Source organism: Chloroflexus sp. (genome assembly GCF_049970315.1).
In the GTDB taxonomy this organism is placed as follows: domain Bacteria; phylum Chloroflexota; class Chloroflexia; order Chloroflexales; family Chloroflexaceae; genus Chloroflexus.
Genome location: NZ_JBMFNE010000010.1, coordinates 1 through 17,462 on the forward strand (window position 1 = coordinate 1; position 17,462 = coordinate 17,462).

14 protein-coding genes are annotated in these 17,462 nt (G+C 55.1%); 2 read left to right on the forward strand and 12 right to left on the reverse strand.

What is annotated here, in order from left to right; genetic code table 11:
* Positions 1-1,040: 1,040 nt before the first annotated feature.
* Entirely contained in the window at positions 1,041-2,903 is a 1,863-nt protein-coding gene (gene glmS, locus ACP5OT_RS08625) for a glutamine--fructose-6-phosphate transaminase (isomerizing) (RefSeq protein WP_424674427.1), read from the forward strand.
* A gap of 20 nt (positions 2,904-2,923) precedes the next feature.
* Here glmS and ACP5OT_RS08630 read toward each other — a convergent pair whose 3' ends face one another.
* The 8 genes from ACP5OT_RS08630 to ACP5OT_RS08665 form a co-directional block, all read right to left on the reverse strand.
* Entirely contained in the window at positions 2,924-4,330 is a 1,407-nt protein-coding gene (locus ACP5OT_RS08630; RefSeq protein WP_428131926.1) for a DUF4129 domain-containing protein, read from the reverse strand.
* A gap of 76 nt (positions 4,331-4,406) precedes the next feature.
* On the reverse strand, positions 4,407-4,571 hold the full coding sequence (gene rpmG / locus ACP5OT_RS08635) for a 50S ribosomal protein L33 (protein ID WP_015941946.1): 165 nt from the start codon (positions 4,569-4,571) through the stop codon (positions 4,407-4,409).
* Positions 4,572-4,681: 110 nt separating this feature from the next.
* Entirely contained in the window at positions 4,682-5,854 is a 1,173-nt protein-coding gene (locus ACP5OT_RS08640) for an ArsA family ATPase (protein WP_015941945.1), read from the reverse strand.
* Positions 5,855-5,935: 81 nt separating this feature from the next.
* Positions 5,936-6,319, reverse strand: coding sequence for an FmdB family zinc ribbon protein (locus tag ACP5OT_RS08645; RefSeq protein WP_424674429.1), 384 nt, complete (start codon positions 6,317-6,319; stop codon positions 5,936-5,938).
* Positions 6,320-6,383: 64 nt separating this feature from the next.
* On the reverse strand, positions 6,384-7,688 hold the full coding sequence (locus ACP5OT_RS08650) for a pyrimidine-nucleoside phosphorylase (protein ID WP_424674430.1): 1,305 nt from the start codon (positions 7,686-7,688) through the stop codon (positions 6,384-6,386).
* 24 nt (positions 7,689-7,712) lie between these two features.
* Positions 7,713-9,353 carry an NAD(P)H-hydrate dehydratase gene (locus ACP5OT_RS08655; protein WP_424674431.1) on the reverse strand — a complete coding sequence of 547 codons (1,641 nt, stop codon included), beginning with the start codon at positions 9,351-9,353 and terminating at the stop codon, positions 7,713-7,715.
* 130 nt (positions 9,354-9,483) lie between these two features.
* Positions 9,484-9,909, reverse strand: a complete 426-nt coding sequence (gene acpS, locus ACP5OT_RS08660) for a holo-ACP synthase (protein ID WP_424674432.1) — start codon at positions 9,907-9,909, stop codon at positions 9,484-9,486.
* Positions 9,910-9,917: 8 nt separating this feature from the next.
* Positions 9,918-11,333, reverse strand: coding sequence for a hypothetical protein (locus tag ACP5OT_RS08665; RefSeq protein ID WP_428131929.1), 1,416 nt, complete (start codon positions 11,331-11,333; stop codon positions 9,918-9,920).
* A 182-nt stretch (positions 11,334-11,515) separates the two neighbouring features.
* Here ACP5OT_RS08665 and lexA point away from each other — a divergent pair, with 182 nt between their 5' ends.
* Positions 11,516-12,166, forward strand: a complete 651-nt coding sequence (gene lexA / locus ACP5OT_RS08670; RefSeq protein ID WP_424674434.1) for a transcriptional repressor LexA — start codon at positions 11,516-11,518, stop codon at positions 12,164-12,166.
* A gap of 222 nt (positions 12,167-12,388) precedes the next feature.
* On the opposite strand, the gene ACP5OT_RS08675 is transcribed toward lexA, so the two are convergent.
* The 4 genes from ACP5OT_RS08675 to ACP5OT_RS08690 all read right to left on the reverse strand — a co-directional run bounded on the left by ACP5OT_RS08675 (position 12,389) and on the right by ACP5OT_RS08690 (position 17,460).
* Positions 12,389-12,538 (reverse strand): hypothetical protein, encoded by a 150-nt coding sequence (locus ACP5OT_RS08675; RefSeq protein ID WP_424674435.1) that lies wholly within the window; start codon positions 12,536-12,538, stop codon positions 12,389-12,391.
* 551 nt (positions 12,539-13,089) lie between these two features.
* Positions 13,090-14,151 carry an ABC transporter permease gene (locus ACP5OT_RS08680; protein ID WP_424674436.1) on the reverse strand — a complete coding sequence of 354 codons (1,062 nt, stop codon included), beginning with the start codon at positions 14,149-14,151 and terminating at the stop codon, positions 13,090-13,092.
* A 10-nt stretch (positions 14,152-14,161) separates the two neighbouring features.
* On the reverse strand, positions 14,162-15,121 hold the full coding sequence (locus ACP5OT_RS08685) for an ABC transporter ATP-binding protein (RefSeq protein WP_424674437.1): 960 nt from the start codon (positions 15,119-15,121) through the stop codon (positions 14,162-14,164).
* Positions 15,118-17,460 (reverse strand): hypothetical protein, encoded by a 2,343-nt coding sequence (locus tag ACP5OT_RS08690; RefSeq protein ID WP_428111226.1) that lies wholly within the window; start codon positions 17,458-17,460, stop codon positions 15,118-15,120. Before ACP5OT_RS08690 ends, ACP5OT_RS08685 begins: the two co-directional genes overlap by 4 nt.
* Positions 17,461-17,462 lie beyond the last annotated feature (2 nt).

Genomic DNA, 17,462 nt, shown 5'->3' on the forward strand with positions numbered 1-17,462 from the left:
CTCCGCGCGACCTACCCGTCACACGACCCCATTGTCATTTCGAGGGCGCACCAGCGCCCGAGAAATCTGCGTGTGGGGAAGAATGACGAAGATTTCTCGCTACGCTCGAACTGACAAAGATGTCTCGCTGCGCCCGAACTGACAGTGGTTTGCGCACAAGAACCGTACTCCGCGCGACCTACCCGTCACACGACCCCATTGTCATTTCGAGGGCGCACCAGCCCCCGAGAAATCTGCGCGTGGGAAGGAGAGCACCGCACCGGTCATTTCGAGGACGCGCCAGCGCCCGAGAAATCCTGTGTGTAGGGAAGAATGACGAAGATTTCTCGCTACGCTCGAACTGACAAAGATGTCTCGCTGCGCCCGAACTGACAAGAGGGAGCTGGTGGCAACTGGATTTACACGATGGTTTGGTGAATATGTTGCTAAGGGTTTAAGTATAGTTGAAGGTGTAAATGGCTTGACGACAGGGTATGTAGTCCTTTTAGATTAGTGTGGGTTATTTATGAGACAAAGCACCTAATTTCTCAACAAAGCAACAGTCAAATTATAAGGAAATTATCAGCTATCTGATGAGCAAACTGTCACGATGACCGATATAGAGCATGGTATACTCTGAGCATCAAAGGAGCCGGTTATGGTTGCGCGGGGGCGCAACCGGGAGGAAAGAAACACCCGAACGTACTACTAATAAGTCTAGCGCATGGACTTCACCACGGTGAAGTTGACGAGGACGGAGGTTCCCGGTGCGAGCCGGAGCTAACGGGTGATAGCCACCCGAAACATCGAGAGATCAGCGGAAGCCTCCCCGGTGCAGGGCGCCACCGGTAAACCGATGGGGCAACGCCTCCCGGTAACGGGCAAGGACAAAGCCATCGGTAGCGACCCACCACCTAGCCTTCCCCCACCCAAGCTTATCTCTCGTGACTGCATCACCACAGTAACGGCGTTTTACTCAGAGGTGTTCGCCGTACCGCTTGATGATGCCGACGAATGGTGTAGGGCCGCACTATGTGCGGCCTAGACGAGGAGTGTTTGCAATGTGTGGCATTGTTGGCTATGTTGGTACACGTGACGCGACCGAAGTCGTAATTAACGGCTTGCAACGTCTGGAATATCGCGGATACGATTCGGCAGGTATTGCGATCTACGACCCTACCATCGGCTTGCAATTACGCCGTAGCGTCGGCAAGTTGCACAATTTGCGGCAGCGACTGGTCGCTGAACCAACTCGCGGGCATATTGGGATCGGCCATACCCGCTGGGCAACCCACGGTGGTGTGACCGAAATCAATGCCCATCCGCATCGTGACGCGAGCGGTGGCATTGTGGTCATTCAGAACGGGATCGTCGAAAATTATCTGTCTCTCAAGGGACGGCTGATCGAGTTGGGCTACCAGTTCGAGTCGCAGACTGACACCGAAGTGATTGCTAAGCTAGCCGGGCATTATTACCATCAGTACCGCGATCTAGTTACTGCGGTGCGCCAGACCCTCCAGGAATTGCGTGGTGGTAACGCTATCGTCGCATTCTGCATCCACGAGCCGGACACCCTGGTAGCAGCACGGCTTGGCAATGCGGGTGGTGTAGTCATCGGCCTTGGCGATAATGAGCAGTTTATTGCTTCAGACATTCCGGCTATTCTCGACTATACCCGCAATTTGATCTTTCTTGAGGATCGGGATGTTGCAGTGGTGCGCCGCCATGAGGTCACTATCACGCACCTCGATGGAACTCCGGTCGAACGCACAATCCACGCCATTCCATGGGACCCGGTCGCGGCTGCGAAAGGCGATTATCGCCACTTTATGCAGAAGGAGATCGATGAACAGCCACGCGCACTGATGGACGTGTTACGTGGGCGGATTGACCAAGAGCACGGACGGATCACACTGACGGATATTCGCCTGAGCGATGCTGATCTGCGTCGGGTGCGTCGTATTTATGCAGTTGCCTGTGGCACTGCGTGGCATGCCGGCTTGGTAGCGAAGTTTTTAATCGAGCAACTCGCCAGAGTGCGGGTTGAAGTCGATTACGCCAGCGAGTTTCGTTACCGTAACCCAGTTTTGCAGAGTGATGATGAGCGTGACGCCTTGCTCCTGGCGATCACGCAAAGTGGTGAGACGGTTGATACCTTGGCTGCGATGGAGGAGGCGCGTAACCAAGGGGTACCGAGCGTGGCAATTGTGAACGCCATCGGTAGCCAAGCGGCGCGGTTGGCCGACGGTGGCCCGATCTATCTCCACGCCGGCCCAGAAATCGGGGTAGCTTCGACCAAAGCCTTTACCTCAATGCTGGTAGCGGCCTACCTGTTTGCGTTACGGCTCGCGCAGGCGCGCGGTACACTCACCCCGGCCCAAATCCGCGAACACATTCAGGCCCTGATCGAATTGCCAGGTAAGGCTGCCCAAACTATCGAACAGACAACGCCGCTCTGTATTACCCTTGCCGAACGTTACCACAAGGCGAATAATGCGCTCTTCCTTGGCCGCCAGATCAATTATCCGATTGCCCTCGAAGGCGCGCTCAAGCTGAAAGAAATTAGCTACATCCACGCCGAAGGGTATCCGGCAGGCGAAATGAAACACGGCCCCATTGCGCTGATCGATGAGCAAATGCCGGTCATCTGCATCACCCCGCGTGACCACATCTACGAGAAGATGGTGAGTAACATTGAACAGGTGCGTGCGCGTCACGGTCAGGTGATCGCTATCGGTCACCTTGGCGATGAGTTGCTCGCCGAAAAAGCTCATCATCTGATCGGTGTACCGGCGACGTTGCCCCTCTTGCAACCGGTACTGAACGTCATCCCGTTGCAGATTTTCGCCTACCACGTCGCCGTACTACGCGGATGCGATGCCGATCAGCCGCGCAACCTCGCTAAAAGCGTCACCGTTGAGTAGTGACCGATTAGGCAACACCGTCAAAGACGGGGGATCATACCGATCCCCCCCTCATCACGCCGTATCTGATCTTTCTGATCATACAACGCTTGCGCTGCCTGCTCCGCCCGCCCGGCCTCTGCCGCATCAACACCATCAGGTCGGTATCGCGCCTGCTCGTAAGCCGCTGTCAAGTCGGCTAGCGGTGCTGGGTCGGATAAAGTTGGCGCAACAGTAGCGTACCATTCCGCCGGAGTTTGGGCTGGCGCACGACGCAAACCACGCTGTTCTAGCACTAACAACACCTGCACATACGCACGGCGGACTCGCGTTACCGGATCGTTCCCACGCAATGCCGCTAACACAGCCTGCAACCCACGCAACCGACGCTGAAAAGGATTACGCAACAAACCCAACAAATCGCGTAGATCGTTCAACACGCTTTGCCCGACATCCAGCGATTCGCGCTCTTCATCTATAGCAACAAACCGTCTTCGGCGCTGCCACAGCAACACAGCAATCAACAGTGCAGCCAGTGGGATCAACGCTAACACAAATGTTGCCTGCTGCGCCAACGTGATCACTGCCGATACCGAACTCTCATCGACCGGTACTGTATCAGGTGTTGGTGGTGGCTCAGGGCGAAGATTCATCTGCACCAATGCCTGTCCTAACAACGCAAAGAGTGAGCGGATCAGATCACCAAAGACGGTTGTGAAGAGGTAGACAAGTCCCGCACCGACAAGCGCAAACGGCAACAGCAACCAGCGCAAGACGGTCACGATCGCATCTAGTGTCACATCACCACTGAGTGTTGCAGTCAGTACAACACTTACTAGCAAGACACTGCCGATAATCCCAACAAGCAACATCGTCCAGCGCAGATCGAGTTTTTGCCCGTGAACGGTTGCCGTCTCAACCAGGTGGGTAAGTGCTAAAGCTGCCAAGCCCGTTCCGACCAGCGTAACCACATACCCCAGCAGCAACTCACGCTGTGGGACAGCACCGGCGCGGAGCAGCGGGCCAAGCAAGAGTGCAGCTACCACCACGATCCCTACTTTACCGGCCAGTGATAGCAGTGTGGCACTGTCGTGTTCGGCCAACCTAACCCCACGCCAAACCAGAACAAAGGCACAAAGGACGGTGAGATAGACAAGGCCGCTCTGTGGATGGCCCGGCAGCAGCGCGGCCCATACGGCCACCGGCGCTAGCCCGAACGCCAACCCGACTAAGCCGGTTGCAGCCACCGGAGGAGCCACCGCCAGGACGAGGCGATGCCATGGCCAACGCAACCGCCGACTCGCAGTATCGGCCAGCCAACCGACCAACACTGCACCGGCCAATCCCAGCCACGGCAAAGCGACACCGGTGAGAGACAACAACGGTAGCGCAACCACGGTGGCTTCAAAAGCTACCAGCGAAACGATACGTACAAGACGGAGCATCATCTAGTATTCAAAACTCGGCGGGGGCGCAGCATCGCTGTGCCCCCGCAGTACCGTTGACGGACGAACCTGTATCCACCTACTTCGTCTCACGATAGAGCACGTGGCGGCGCACAATCGGATCGTACTTGCGCAACTCCAGACGGTTCGGATCGTTGCGCCGATTCTTCTCGGTGGTATAGGTGTGACCGCTTTCGGTGCTCTTCAGCTTAATCACGATGCGGTTACCCTTCTTGCTGGCCATAGCGATCCCTCTTCCCAGAACTACACACGAAATTGCGCCGCTACGGCGCACTGGCATCTAGTATACCATAACTGGGCTAGCGCAAGCAACTGTAGCAACAACGACACGTATCAAGCCGCCGCTTCGCGTCGGAAGACCACCCGCAGCGACGAGTCCTCGAAGAAAGCATCTTGGGCCCGCAGCCGCGCCAGCGACTGTGGTAACACAATACGGTGCCGATGCCAACCAACGGATATCAGCAACTCATCATCGCTTTGGGCTAAATGCACCTGATCTTCCGAAGCAAACGGCAATGGCACGATCAAGTCGTACCCATCCGGCGTCTTCTCGAGACGCTGCGTTGGACCCTGGTATAGGAATGCCGCCGGGTCACGCCGCCCAAACAGATGATCGGCCAACTGCGATAACAATTCTACGCCGACAATCTCTTGCGAAAAATGCGGAGCACGTAAGATCGGCAACGGCTCAAACATCTCTTGCACCATTGGTGCATACTGTTGCTGCATCTCGCGCCACTGCCCAAAGTGAGCATCAACGTTCGGCGGTAAAATTCGATTGACGATAATCGCATCGACGGCGTAGCCAAACAGACTCAGATAGGTCAATGAGCGCTGCGCCTCACGGATAACCATCTTTTCGAGGTTCATCACGATCCGCGCCGTACAGATTTGCTGGTTGGTCAGCAACTGACGCACATCGATCAAGGCATCAATTGCTTGCTGCGCCGAAGCCAACACATCATCATCGGCAATCGGCATGTCGGTCACCCGTCGCGCCACCGGACGAACGACGCGCAACAGGGCCCGTGCAATCGGAAACAGGCGGGCAATCCACCATCTCATTACATCGGGCAAAGACAGCAAGCGTAGCGTTTCGCCGGTTGGAGCCGCATCGACTACGATCACATCGTACTTCCCTTCATCGTAGTGACGCTTGATCTGAAGTAAACTAAAAAGTTCCTCGGTACCGGGAATAACCGATAACTCGCCCTGTGCAATCGTTTCTACCCCTTGCCATGCCAATAGATCGGCTAGATAGCGCGAGACGACACCCCAACTCGACTCAAGCTCGTGGAGGGCATTGATCTCTTGCGCCCATAAATTGGGCGCTACTTGTAAGGGTTCTGCGCGCAAATCGACCCCTAGCGAATCGCCCAATGAGTGAGCTGCATCGGTCGAGAGCACAATTGTCCGATATCCGAGTTGGGCGCAGCGGAGGGCGCTAGCCGCTGCAACACTCGTTTTACCAACACCACCTTTGCCGGTATAGAAGAGGATGCGCATACTCGACCGTTCATTCTAAAAGCGACTTTACTTTATAATACCGCTAAATTGTCTTTTATGCAAAACTGTGCAAAGCGAGATTTAAGCCCAGCCGAGATCATCGGGCTTACCGGTCGAACCACTGTCGTCCTCGTCCTTCTTGCCACTTAGCTCTTCTTCGAGCATCTGATCGACCATCTCGTCCCAATCTTCACCGGCATCTTCACCTAGCTCCTTCCCCAGACGTTTTGCCCAACGGGCAATCGATCGCGGATCACTTTCGTCAAGCCCCATAAAGTTTGCCGGATCGGCCAGTGCTTCGATCCGGTCATCTTCTGACTTGAGCGTCGCAAAACGCGAAATCGCCCGGCGAACCTCGGTATTCCCACAACGCGGGCAGGCCAAACCGGCCGGATCGCTAAACCCGTGTACTAATTTTTGAAACTGCCCATTACAAGCCGGGCATATGTATTCATAGATCGGCATGGGTAACCTCGCACGACTCAGTGTGTGGTTGCGATCAGCAGATGCTCACCAACAATCACGCACTTCACCGGATAATCTCCTCGACGAGTGGTAACGGTGGTGGTGGCGTGTCATGAATAGTATAGGCACTGACAAGCCGTTCGGCAACTGCGTCTACATCACTCTGACGAGCTGCATGGATGGTCACCAATGGCTCACCGACGGCAACGCTCGCTCCGACCTTTGCCCGCAAAACTAGTCCGACTGAGTGGTCAATCGTATCTTCCTTCTGCGCCCGACCACCACCTAATGCATTCACGACTAACCCCAATGTTTGACCATCAATTGCAGTGATAAATCCAGCGCGCGGTGCTGCCAGATCAACGTGAACCGGTGCATTTGGCAATCGATCAGGATGGTCAAGCGTTGTCACATCACCACCCTGATTGGCGACCATCGCCCGGAACTTTTCCCATGCTGCACCATTGTTCAACGCTTCGACCAACAAGGCACGCGCTGTATCAGTGTCATCCCGCAAACCGGCCATGCACACCAATTCACTGCCAAGTACGAGACACAACTCCACCAAATCGGAGGGACCTGAGCCACGCAATGCCGCCACTGCTTCCCGCACTTCCAGCGCATTACCGACGGCGAAACCGAGCGGCTGCTGCATACTGCTGATCACGGCCGTCACCTTCCGGCCGGCGTGTCGCCCAATCGCGACCATTGTGCGTGCCAATTGCCGCGCATCGTCGAGAGTATGCATAAAGGCGCCACGCCCATACTTTACGTCAAGTACAATACAATCGGCCCCGGCAGCCAGCTTTTTGCTCATCACACTTGCCGCGATCAGAGGAATAGACTCAACGGTTGCAGTCACATCACGCAACGCATACAGCTTTTTATCGGCCGGTGCCAGATCACCACTTTGCGCAGCAACGACCAAACCTAGCTCGCGGACGGCGCGGCGAAACTCTTCAGCGCTCAGGTTGGCGCGAAACCCGGGAATACTTTCCAGCTTATCAATAGTACCGCCACTAAAGCCAAGCCCGCGACCGCTCATCTTCGCCACCGGCAACCCGACCGCCGCCACCATCGGCACCAACACGAGCGTTGTTTTATCACCGACCCCACCGGTTGAATGCTTATCAACCGTTAGCGGTGCGACATCGTGTAAATCGAGCATGTCGCCGCTACGAGCCATTGCCATCGTCAAATCGGCGGTTTCGCGATCATCCATGCCGCGCAACACTATCGCCATTGCCAAGGCCGCCATCTGATAATCGGGAATCTCGCCGGCAGCGTATCCTTGCACGAGCCACTCAATTTCCGCCGTAGTCAATGCGCGACCATCACGTTTCGCGGCAATAATCTCAACCATCCGCATAATGATCATTCCTTTCCACCGTGCTTACCCGGTGCTTGCGTTTGCACGCAAATCACGGATCGCTTGCGGTAAGAGCGGGAGTAGATCGCCAGCCACAACACCGGCATCACCCAACATCAACCGGGCCTTTGCACCGGCAGCACCATGCAGATAGACACCCAACACTGCTGCATCAAATAGTCCACATCCTTGGGCGATCAGACCGGCAATTGCACCGGCCAACACATCACCCGAACCGGCAGTCGCCAACGCCGGATTAGCACCGTCGTGAATCACAGTACGCCCATCGGGTGCGGCGATCACCGTTGTTGCCCCTTTCAACACCACCGTCTGCCGCCAGCGCTGGGCCGCCTCCGCAGCTACGGCTACGACATCCGGCGGCAATTCCTCCACACCGAGCAACCGACGCATCTCACCAGGATGCGGGGTCAGTACACACCGTTCCAGCGGTAAGCGCTCGAACCAGCCATGAGCACTCGCCAACAAATTGAGGCCATCGGCATCAATGACGGTAGGCGGCAATTCTACCGTGTGGGGCGGTGTATGATCTTCGGTCTCACCTACCGCCACAAACCCAACCCGCGTGCGGCTACGTACCTGATCTAATCCAAATAGGCGCAGCACCAGTGAACGGGTTGCTTCAGCTTGCCCCAGCCCCGGCCCAATTAAGAGAGCTTGATAGCGCGGTAAATCATCGGCTAGTTCTTCAATCGCTGCCGGCCCAATCGCTCCCCAATCACCTTCGGCTACCGGTAACAAGGTTACTTCCGGTGGTAACGAAGCTAGCGCCAACACATTCCGCCCGGTTGCCAAGGTGACTAAGCCGGCCCCAACCCGCTGAGCACCCGCACAAGCTAACACCGCTGCGCCGGGATAGTTTATCGAACCGGCCAGGACCAGTACCTTGCCAAACACTCCTTTGTGCGCATCAGCCGGGCGTGCCGGCAACAGCGAACGAGCCTGTGCACCGGTTAATCGTGTACTCATAGTCAATGCTCCATCTAACGCCCCCAACCCAATCGGTGCAACGACGAGTGTCCCAGCATAGCCACGGCCCGGCCAGAGCAATACCCCGCGTTTGAGCAGACCGGTTGCGACCGTCAGATCGGCCTTAATCGCTACAGTCGCAACCCGACCATCATCGGCAGCAACCCCGCTTGGTATATCGATTGACAGGACGCGCAGATCGGTGCGTCGGGAACGCACCTCATTCACCATAGTAATAATTGCCGCCAGATCGGCTTGTGGTGGGCGCGCGCCGGTCCCCAGCAGTCCATCGATGACCAAGACCGCCGTCTGCAATGCGGCGCTCAGCAGCTTGCCATCGGTATCATCGGCCGCGTGTACTTCACACGGCTGACGTGCGCGACACGCCGACAAATTTGCATCGACTTTTGTACGTCGCCAGCAATAGAGTATGACCTGCGCACCGGCATCGGCCAAATGACGCGCTGCAACTAACGCATCACCACCGTTGTTACCAGGCCCAACCAACACCAACACATCACGACCGACTAACGGTGCAAAATGGTGCAATGCCGCAGTCGCCACCCCGGCACCGGCTCGTTCCATCAACCCTGCCCAATCGTCGCCACGAGCTACTGCTGCCTCTTCAGCCGCTCGCATTTGTGCTGCGGTCACGACAAATGGCAAATCCGTTTCCATTCGCTGCTCCCAAACGAAAGCTGATATTGCTCTTGGTTAACAGCTCTCCGGTTTGTCCATCGTACTTATTGTTATAGTAGGTCTGGCGTAGATGACAATTCCCCACTAGTGGGATAAACAACAAATACGGTTACACCCCACTACGATCCGCCCAAGCCACAACACTCGCTATTGCCAACTCATCGGTATGAGACAAACTTACTGCCAACGCACGGATCTGCAAGGCGTTGGCCGTCTGCGCGGCTACCCCGATCAAATGCAATGTAGGACGACCGGCGGCATCACGCACTACCTCAATATCATGTAAGCCGGCACGCGGCCGATGATCCACGGCAAATGCCCCCAAACCCCGCAACCCGATCCCCAACGCCTTGGCGCACGCCTCTTTGGCAGCCCACCGTGCTGCCAACGCCTCATAGCGCATCACCTGAGGGGCAATCTCACAATCGGCTCGTTCGGCAGCGGTATAGACACGGGCCAAAAAACGCTGTCCATAGCGTGTCACCGCCTGCCGGATCCGTCTCACTTCAACCAGATCAACTCCGTGGTACAACATCACACGGCCTACTGCGTTCCGATCAGCGAGACTTCTGCGACCCGCGAGTCATAGTCATGCCCGTTGGCATAGATTTCAACACTGCGCAGATACCGATAATCGGGCAACCAACCCGGATCGCGCAAATCTACCCGAAATTGAGTCCACTTCGACGGCTCAATCCGCACGTAGAAAACACCATCAGCCCGTACCCGTAACGCATCATCACTAACCGCCGTGTAGATACACACTACCCGTTCTTCATCAGGATCGGTTGGGCTGGTCCGACGGGCTACAATCCGAATCATAACCGGACACTCGGTCCCTCGATCACCGGCTGCCGTGAGCGACTGATAATCGACCCGCGCCCACAACGAAAAGACGAGCGACCGGAATTCAGACACATCTACCCCGGTTCCCTGTACGCCTAAGTTTTGCCGAATACTGGTAACAAAGCCGTTTATCTGCCCACCGACACGGTAGAACCATGCCGCAGTACGCCAATCTTCGGGGCGACAAACGAGCGTCTCGTTCGGTGGTCGACAAATCGGTGCAAGCCGAAAGAAGCCTCGTTCGGACAATGGCAAGCTCGGGGTTCCCGACACCTGCCACGTCGTTGCGCGTGTCAGCGTTGGGTCATCGGTGCGCGTCGTATTGTTATACTCTACCTCTGAAAAGCGGGAGAAGCCACCATCGCGGATCAATTCCCACCGTGCCGGCACCGGAAGACCGGGCAAATCGGCCGGATCAATCTCGATCCGCTGACCGGCAGTTAGCCGTACCGCCTGACCGACCACGCCGATCACTGTTGCACTACCGGCCCGTACCGCGACATCGGCTACCAATGCCGGACGGTCGTCAACCCGAATAACCCGCCGTTCGGGCGGAAACATCCCGATGCTGTAACTACCACCGGGCAACAACTCGACGCGCGTATCACCAACGAGCACGGTAAATCGTACCGTTTGAAACGGCTGATCACCGCGCAAGTCGTACCGGATGTAGCCACCTGTCTGTTCGAGGATAATCTGTAACGTTCCACTATGCCAGCGCGTAGTACGGAGTTCGACTAAGCGCAACTCAGCCCCGGCCCAGAGATCGAGCTGGCTACCCTCAAACAAACGTAACGAAGCGACCTGGCCGTATCCGACATTCGGTAATGCACACAAAACGTCGCCTTCACCTAACTCTTGCTGATCGCGCGTCCCCTGAAAGATCGTGCGTCCGACCGGTTGCCAGACAATACTCTCATTAGAACTTCGCACAATTAACACTGCCCGATGGACATCGGTAACCGTCAGATACCATTGTCTGAGGCTCAGAACGACCATCGTGACAATAGCAAGGAACAGTGCAAAAAAAACAAACAGGGTTAGCCACGCAATTCGCAACGTGCGACGTTGAGCGGTTATGCGATCATGCGAAATTACTGTTGGTGTTCCCATACCTTGTTATTATACTCGAAGCGACTAACAACTCAGCAAAACTGCAATAGGCAGCGCCATCGGCATATACTTGAACATCCGTACTTGACAAAACAAGTGTTCGGAAGTTATAATTGCTCATAAGTTCTAGTTTTGTCTGCCGCAGTCCGCTAGGGCCGCGGCCTACTGAAAGGATAGCGGCCATGCGAAGACGTGAGATGTCTGATCGACAAGCGGAGATTTACCAATACATTGTCGATTTTATCCGCGAGCGTGGCATTTCGCCATCCATCCGAGACATCCAACACGATCTGCACATCTCGTCAACCTCGGTCGTTTCGTATAACCTTAACGTGCTTGAGCGCCTCGGAAAAATTATCCGAAACGACAAGATTTCACGCGGCATCAGCTTGCCGGGCCTCACACCGGCTCGTCTTGACCAGGCCATTGGCCGTGTACCTTTGCTCGGCACTATTACTGCCGGTTCACCATTACCCGATCCCGAAGAGATCGATCTGAACAGTGCCGAGCAGATCGTTATTCCGGCTGATGTTATCCCACCGAACCGACTCAACGGTGTGTATGCAATGAAGGTACGCGGCCAATCGATGATCGATGCCTTAATCGACGACGGTGATATTGTCTTGCTGCGCTGGCAAGAGACCGCTGAGAATGGCCAGATGGTTGCTGCTCGCCTGATTGACGAAAACGCAGTGACGCTAAAGAAGTTCTATCGCGAAGACGATCGGATTCGTCTTCAACCCGCTAATGCGACGATGCCACCAATCTATACCGCGCCCGATAATGTGCAGATTCAGGGCCGTGTGATCGGCGTGCTGCGCAGTTTATTATAGTCTGATTCATACCCGGCGTGTGCCCACAGTACGGTGTGGCGACGTCTGATAGTCGGCACGTCAAATGAGCCGTGCGGATCCGGTAAGCAGATTAAACTGCTTCGGTAGTTGTATCATTGACTTACAAACCAGGATAAGGCGTTCGACGAGCGGCAGCGAACAACGTACATGAACAATAGGGTTGCCATCTGTTGACAATATTGTACTTTACCGTGGCATTATCTACCCGCGTGAACCGAGACCATCGCCAAACAACGGATCGCGTGGATCGACCAGCACGGTATCGCATCCAACACCGCATAGCGGATGGGCTGGTGCAGCAACCTCCCGGTTCCCGCTGAACAACGGCCAACCGGTAACGTGACTCTGCATCCACCTCCTGCGCGAGCGACCACAACCAGCGTTGCTGTGGATGCACGAGGCTCACGCGCCGACCAGCTAGTAGATGCACGAAGGAAGCTGGAGCGCCCGGCACACACTACCGTGCGTTCACGCAGTCGCACCTGGGGAGCTTGCCCTGCTGCGGAACCGCGTCATGCCGGTCCCCAGCACCCCGTCGGTGAAATAGGTTTGGGCATGGTTTGCGCAACGGTCACGGTACGCCGTGACCCTATCACGACAAAGAAGCTTCACTCCGCAAACCGCGTTCCTCACCAAGCGACGAGCGGTACATACCCCGCTGCGACCCATCTCGCCCCTCGCCAAGCAAGAGTACCTGCCCCGCCGCTGCGAAACACCGCTTCCCTCACCAAACGACGAGTGGTACGTGGGTATGCTGCAAACCTCACCGTCACTCAACGTAGAGTGATGTCAAGGGGTAGCTCAATCACCTCCTAACAACCTACCTTACGGCGACCTCATTGTCGGTGAACACGACAACAGCGTCATAACCCTTAAGCTCAATCACCTCCTAACAACCTACCTTACGGCAACGGTACCGGTTGGTCTGGTACCAACCATAGATCAGGCGGTGGTATAATCCACCACCATTCAATTCTCACCCACATTAAAAGTGCAATCGCACCTACCACCGCTACAAACCCTAAATCGCTCCAACGCGGTCGCCAACGTCGTGCCGGGAGTGCCAAATGCGAACTCAGCCAGAGCAGCATAAATGTCCCTAACCAGTACCCTAACAATGTCGCCCGATAGACCGGCATCAATACCGGCCCTGTATTTGTATGGCGCACAACGCCAACACTAAATTGCGACAGAAACGGTACGACCATAAACGGATCGCTGACGCTAAAAAATGGAATATCAGGCTGGTTGATGATCGGAACAACTGTCGTTACTGCCACAATCGCACTGAGTGGGTTGAGATACAGCAACCATGGCGGTGGGCTTTGCCCCATCGGATTACTAAATTGTGGCCAAATCGTCGCAATCAGCAACGGAACTCCACATAACAGGACCACAACCGCATAGCTTGCAATCGTGGCCGATGCCGTGCGCTTAAATAATGCCGAACAGCATAAGCCGATAGTGCCAAAGAAGAGTGCAGCACTACTTAATAGCACGATAATCCATACCAGTGTGCGTAGATCGACCCCACCAAACATCAACACCGTACTAAAGACTGGGATCGATGCTACAATCAAAAGCAAGAGGTAACTTAACGCACCGACTAACTTCCCAGAGAGCATCTGCCCCGGCTGTAACGGTGTGGCTAGCAGCATATCGTAGGTCAAACGCTCGCGCTCACTACTAATTGCTCCACTGGTTAAAATCGGCGCAACGAGAACGATGAAGAGCATCTCGGTAAAGGCCAGCCCACGAAACAAAGCTTGACCGATATGTGAACTTAACACTACGGTACCATTTCGTGCCTGCAAGATCATGTATTGATAGATACCCAACGCAGTCATGATGAGCAGCAACAAGAAGATGGTCAAAATCAGGTACGGCCGAAACCCGCGCATCCGCGTGCGGGCCTCACGCACCAAGATCGGATTAAGCAATGGCCGACGAATAGATGTCGCCATACGTATTCTCCTATACCTTCATCTCAGCCGTTTGCGTTGTCAACCGCAGGAAGAGTTCTTCGAGATTCTCGCTCCGCGCGCTAAACTCACTGACTGCTACGCCTGCGCCGATCAACTCGGTGAGCAGCACTGCACATTGGATTTCACTCAGTGGTTCGCTAAACTCGACGGTTAAACTTCGCGGATCGGCAGGTGCAGCGCTCACAGTGCGTACCGACGACTGACGTTGGAGGAGTGTCAGGGCCAACCCAACGCTATCGGTACGTGCCACACGGATGCGCGCCCGCGAGCCGGTTGCAAGTTGTTGTTGTACTTCGGCAAGTGGGCCACTGAACACCATTCGCCCATGATCGATAATCCCGATTGCGTCACACACTTCGGCTAGCTCACTGAGAATATGTGAGCTGAGCATGATGGTCTTCCCCATCTCGCGCAGGGTACGCAACAATTCACGCAACTCTACCCGCGCTCGCGGATCTAAACCGCTCGCCGGTTCGTCGAGCAGAAGGATAGGTGGATCATGCACCAACGCATGGGCCAAACAGAGCCGTTGCTGCATACCACGTGACAGGGTCTGCACAAACGCATGACGCTTTTCGCTCAGATCGACTAAATCGAGTAGTTCGTTAACAACCTGGCGCAGACGTGATCCGTGCAACCCATAACAGCGAGCAAAAAAGTCGAGATACTCCCACACCCGGAGATCATCGTAGACGCCGAAGAAATCGGGCATGTAGCCAACCAGACGCTGCGCCGTGCGTGTTGTCAGCCGTTCACCCAGTAAGCGCACCTCACCCTTCGTCGGTTGCAGCAAACCGGCGACAATGCGCAGTGTTGTTGTTTTGCCCGCCCCGTTAGGCCCGATAAATCCGTAAATACAGCCCCGTTCGACCTGCACGCTGAGCCGATCAAGCGCGATGAATTTCTTGTAGCGGTGGGTGAGATCAATCGTCTCGATTGCTAATGTCATGGTAGTCGTCCTTGCACAGTCGGATCGAGGTAGATACAGCTAACTCCCTGCGTTTGATCGCGACTCTGCATCCTCACCCGTAAGACACCATGGCCGCCTAATACCCGTTCCGGTTGCGGAACCTCAACACTACTCATCTGAAAGACCGCCTCGGTAGGTAACAGCACCCAAACACCATCAACCCAATCGTACACCTCGATTTGCCCACTCCAAAACATATCCGCACGCACGTTAATCGTTATACTATCTGGCCGGAGACCGATCAGATCACGGGGTAACGTAAACCGTAACACGACCGGCTCTACGTTAGGAGCAGCACCGAGAACATTACCCGAATAGCACGGACTACTTGCGTTGGTGATACGTTCAAACGTTGCTGCAAAGCCTCCATTGGTCAGGACCACCTCTTCTCCGTCTTCCAAACGCAGGCGAGCCAAACTATGCAGCAACACGATTTGCTGCCTTGTAGCACGACGATCCACCGGCGTGATCATGGTTTCTGGCATCGTGTACCATCCAAATACGAGCGGTTGCTTGCCGCGGATCGCCGTGCCATACCCGTACAGCGCATCCAACACGCGACTCTTCAATTGCAAATCTGTTGGCATCGGTCGCGCCAGTCGTGCCATCGCATCAAACTGCTCACCGTAGATTAAGTAGCTGAGTGAGATGCCATCGTAGGCGTGGGCCGGACGCTCAAGCCGACTAACCCACCGCTCACCAGGGGCAAGCGAACCGAGACGACTGATGAGATCACCGTACACAACAACCACATCCTCAAGAGTTCGCTCTCCCCGGTTGACTACCGTCCCCTGTACCTCATCACCATTGACAATGAGCTGTGCCTCGAGCACATCGATAGGAACGACTCGATCAATTGCAACGGCCCGCAACGACCATTGCGGTATCTCAAGATCCTCTACTACTGTATCAGAAACTCCTTGCAGGTAACGACCATTCGCCGGTACTTCTGAACTCCACGGCCCTTGGACCTGAATGGGGCGTATCAGCACATCATCATCTGTTGAACGCAAACGATAAGTTGACCGATCAGGAGAAAAGACACCTACAAAGCTTCGTTCACGTCCTATCGGTGCAGCATAGGTATTGATCAGCGACAGTTGACTAATAATCACGTCACCGCCACGCAGATTGTAACCAATACCATAGGCAATCACCGCAAACATGAGTGTTACCACCGGAACGACTATCCACCCCAGGGCAAGTCGATCAAGCCGGCGCAGCACTAGATACGTTACCGGACCGACCACCACTACATAACAACCAAGTAAGATAACGATCAGATTGAGTGATGGAAGATCGAATGCCGGCAAGCTCATCAAAGCATTCGCCAGATTCTCTTCGAGAAAGGTAGGATAGAGCTTGGTAATAGATGCCAAATTGGGTGGGACAAATGGTGAAGGTGGCAAGAGCACTTGCCACAACGCATGCCATCCCGACCAGTTCACCAATTCCGGTGTCGCAAGATCGAAGCCGAGCACAATGCTCTGACCATCGCCATACCAACGCCCCCATGCCAATCCGTTGGGTAATTTTGGCAACGGTACCATAAATGGTTGATCGACCGTAAAGGTACGCGGTATTAGGCGCAGTGGCCGCAAGGGTAGATCGGCCAAGGGAGACAAGAAACCGTCGAGCGTTACTGGAATGAGATCATCGGATAAGATGGCGAGGGTATGGGCCAAACCGGAATCACCGTTGATCAACAGGGTACCACCGCGTAACACCCATGCTCGCACTGCCTCACGCTGATCAGATTGCAATTCATCTGACGCAACATCGGTAACGATCAAAGCATCGAACGGTGACAGGCCAAGACCATCAGCCGGGATATCACTCGGTGTTAACGGCACCGTCGTAATTCGGGTCCCATCTTCCAACTGGGCCGGTAAACGCGGCTGCTGCGTACCAACTACTCCGATCAATAACCCTTCGCGTACCGATTGGACCTGAGCCGTAGCAGTTGCTACTTCGGTACCGTTGACCAACAACTGTGCCTGAATCCGAGATGGTTGATTATAGAGATAGACGTAAACCGTAACGCCTTTCCGGCTACCACCGGGAAGATCAAGGATAGTACTAAAAAAAGGGCCACCGGTCGGGCCGATGACAATCTCTGCTGTTCGATCGACACCCTCATTTGCTACTTCAACTTCGACCGGTAACCAAGTTCCGGGGTGGAAGAATCCTTGAAATGCCGGTCGTACCGTTAGCCTCACGTCGGTGTTCTGAGCAGCTACCGGTGCAAACTGTCCGACAACCGCTATTGTGAGCACGACGAGAACCATTAGCCAACGCCACGCCTGCTTTACACCCATAC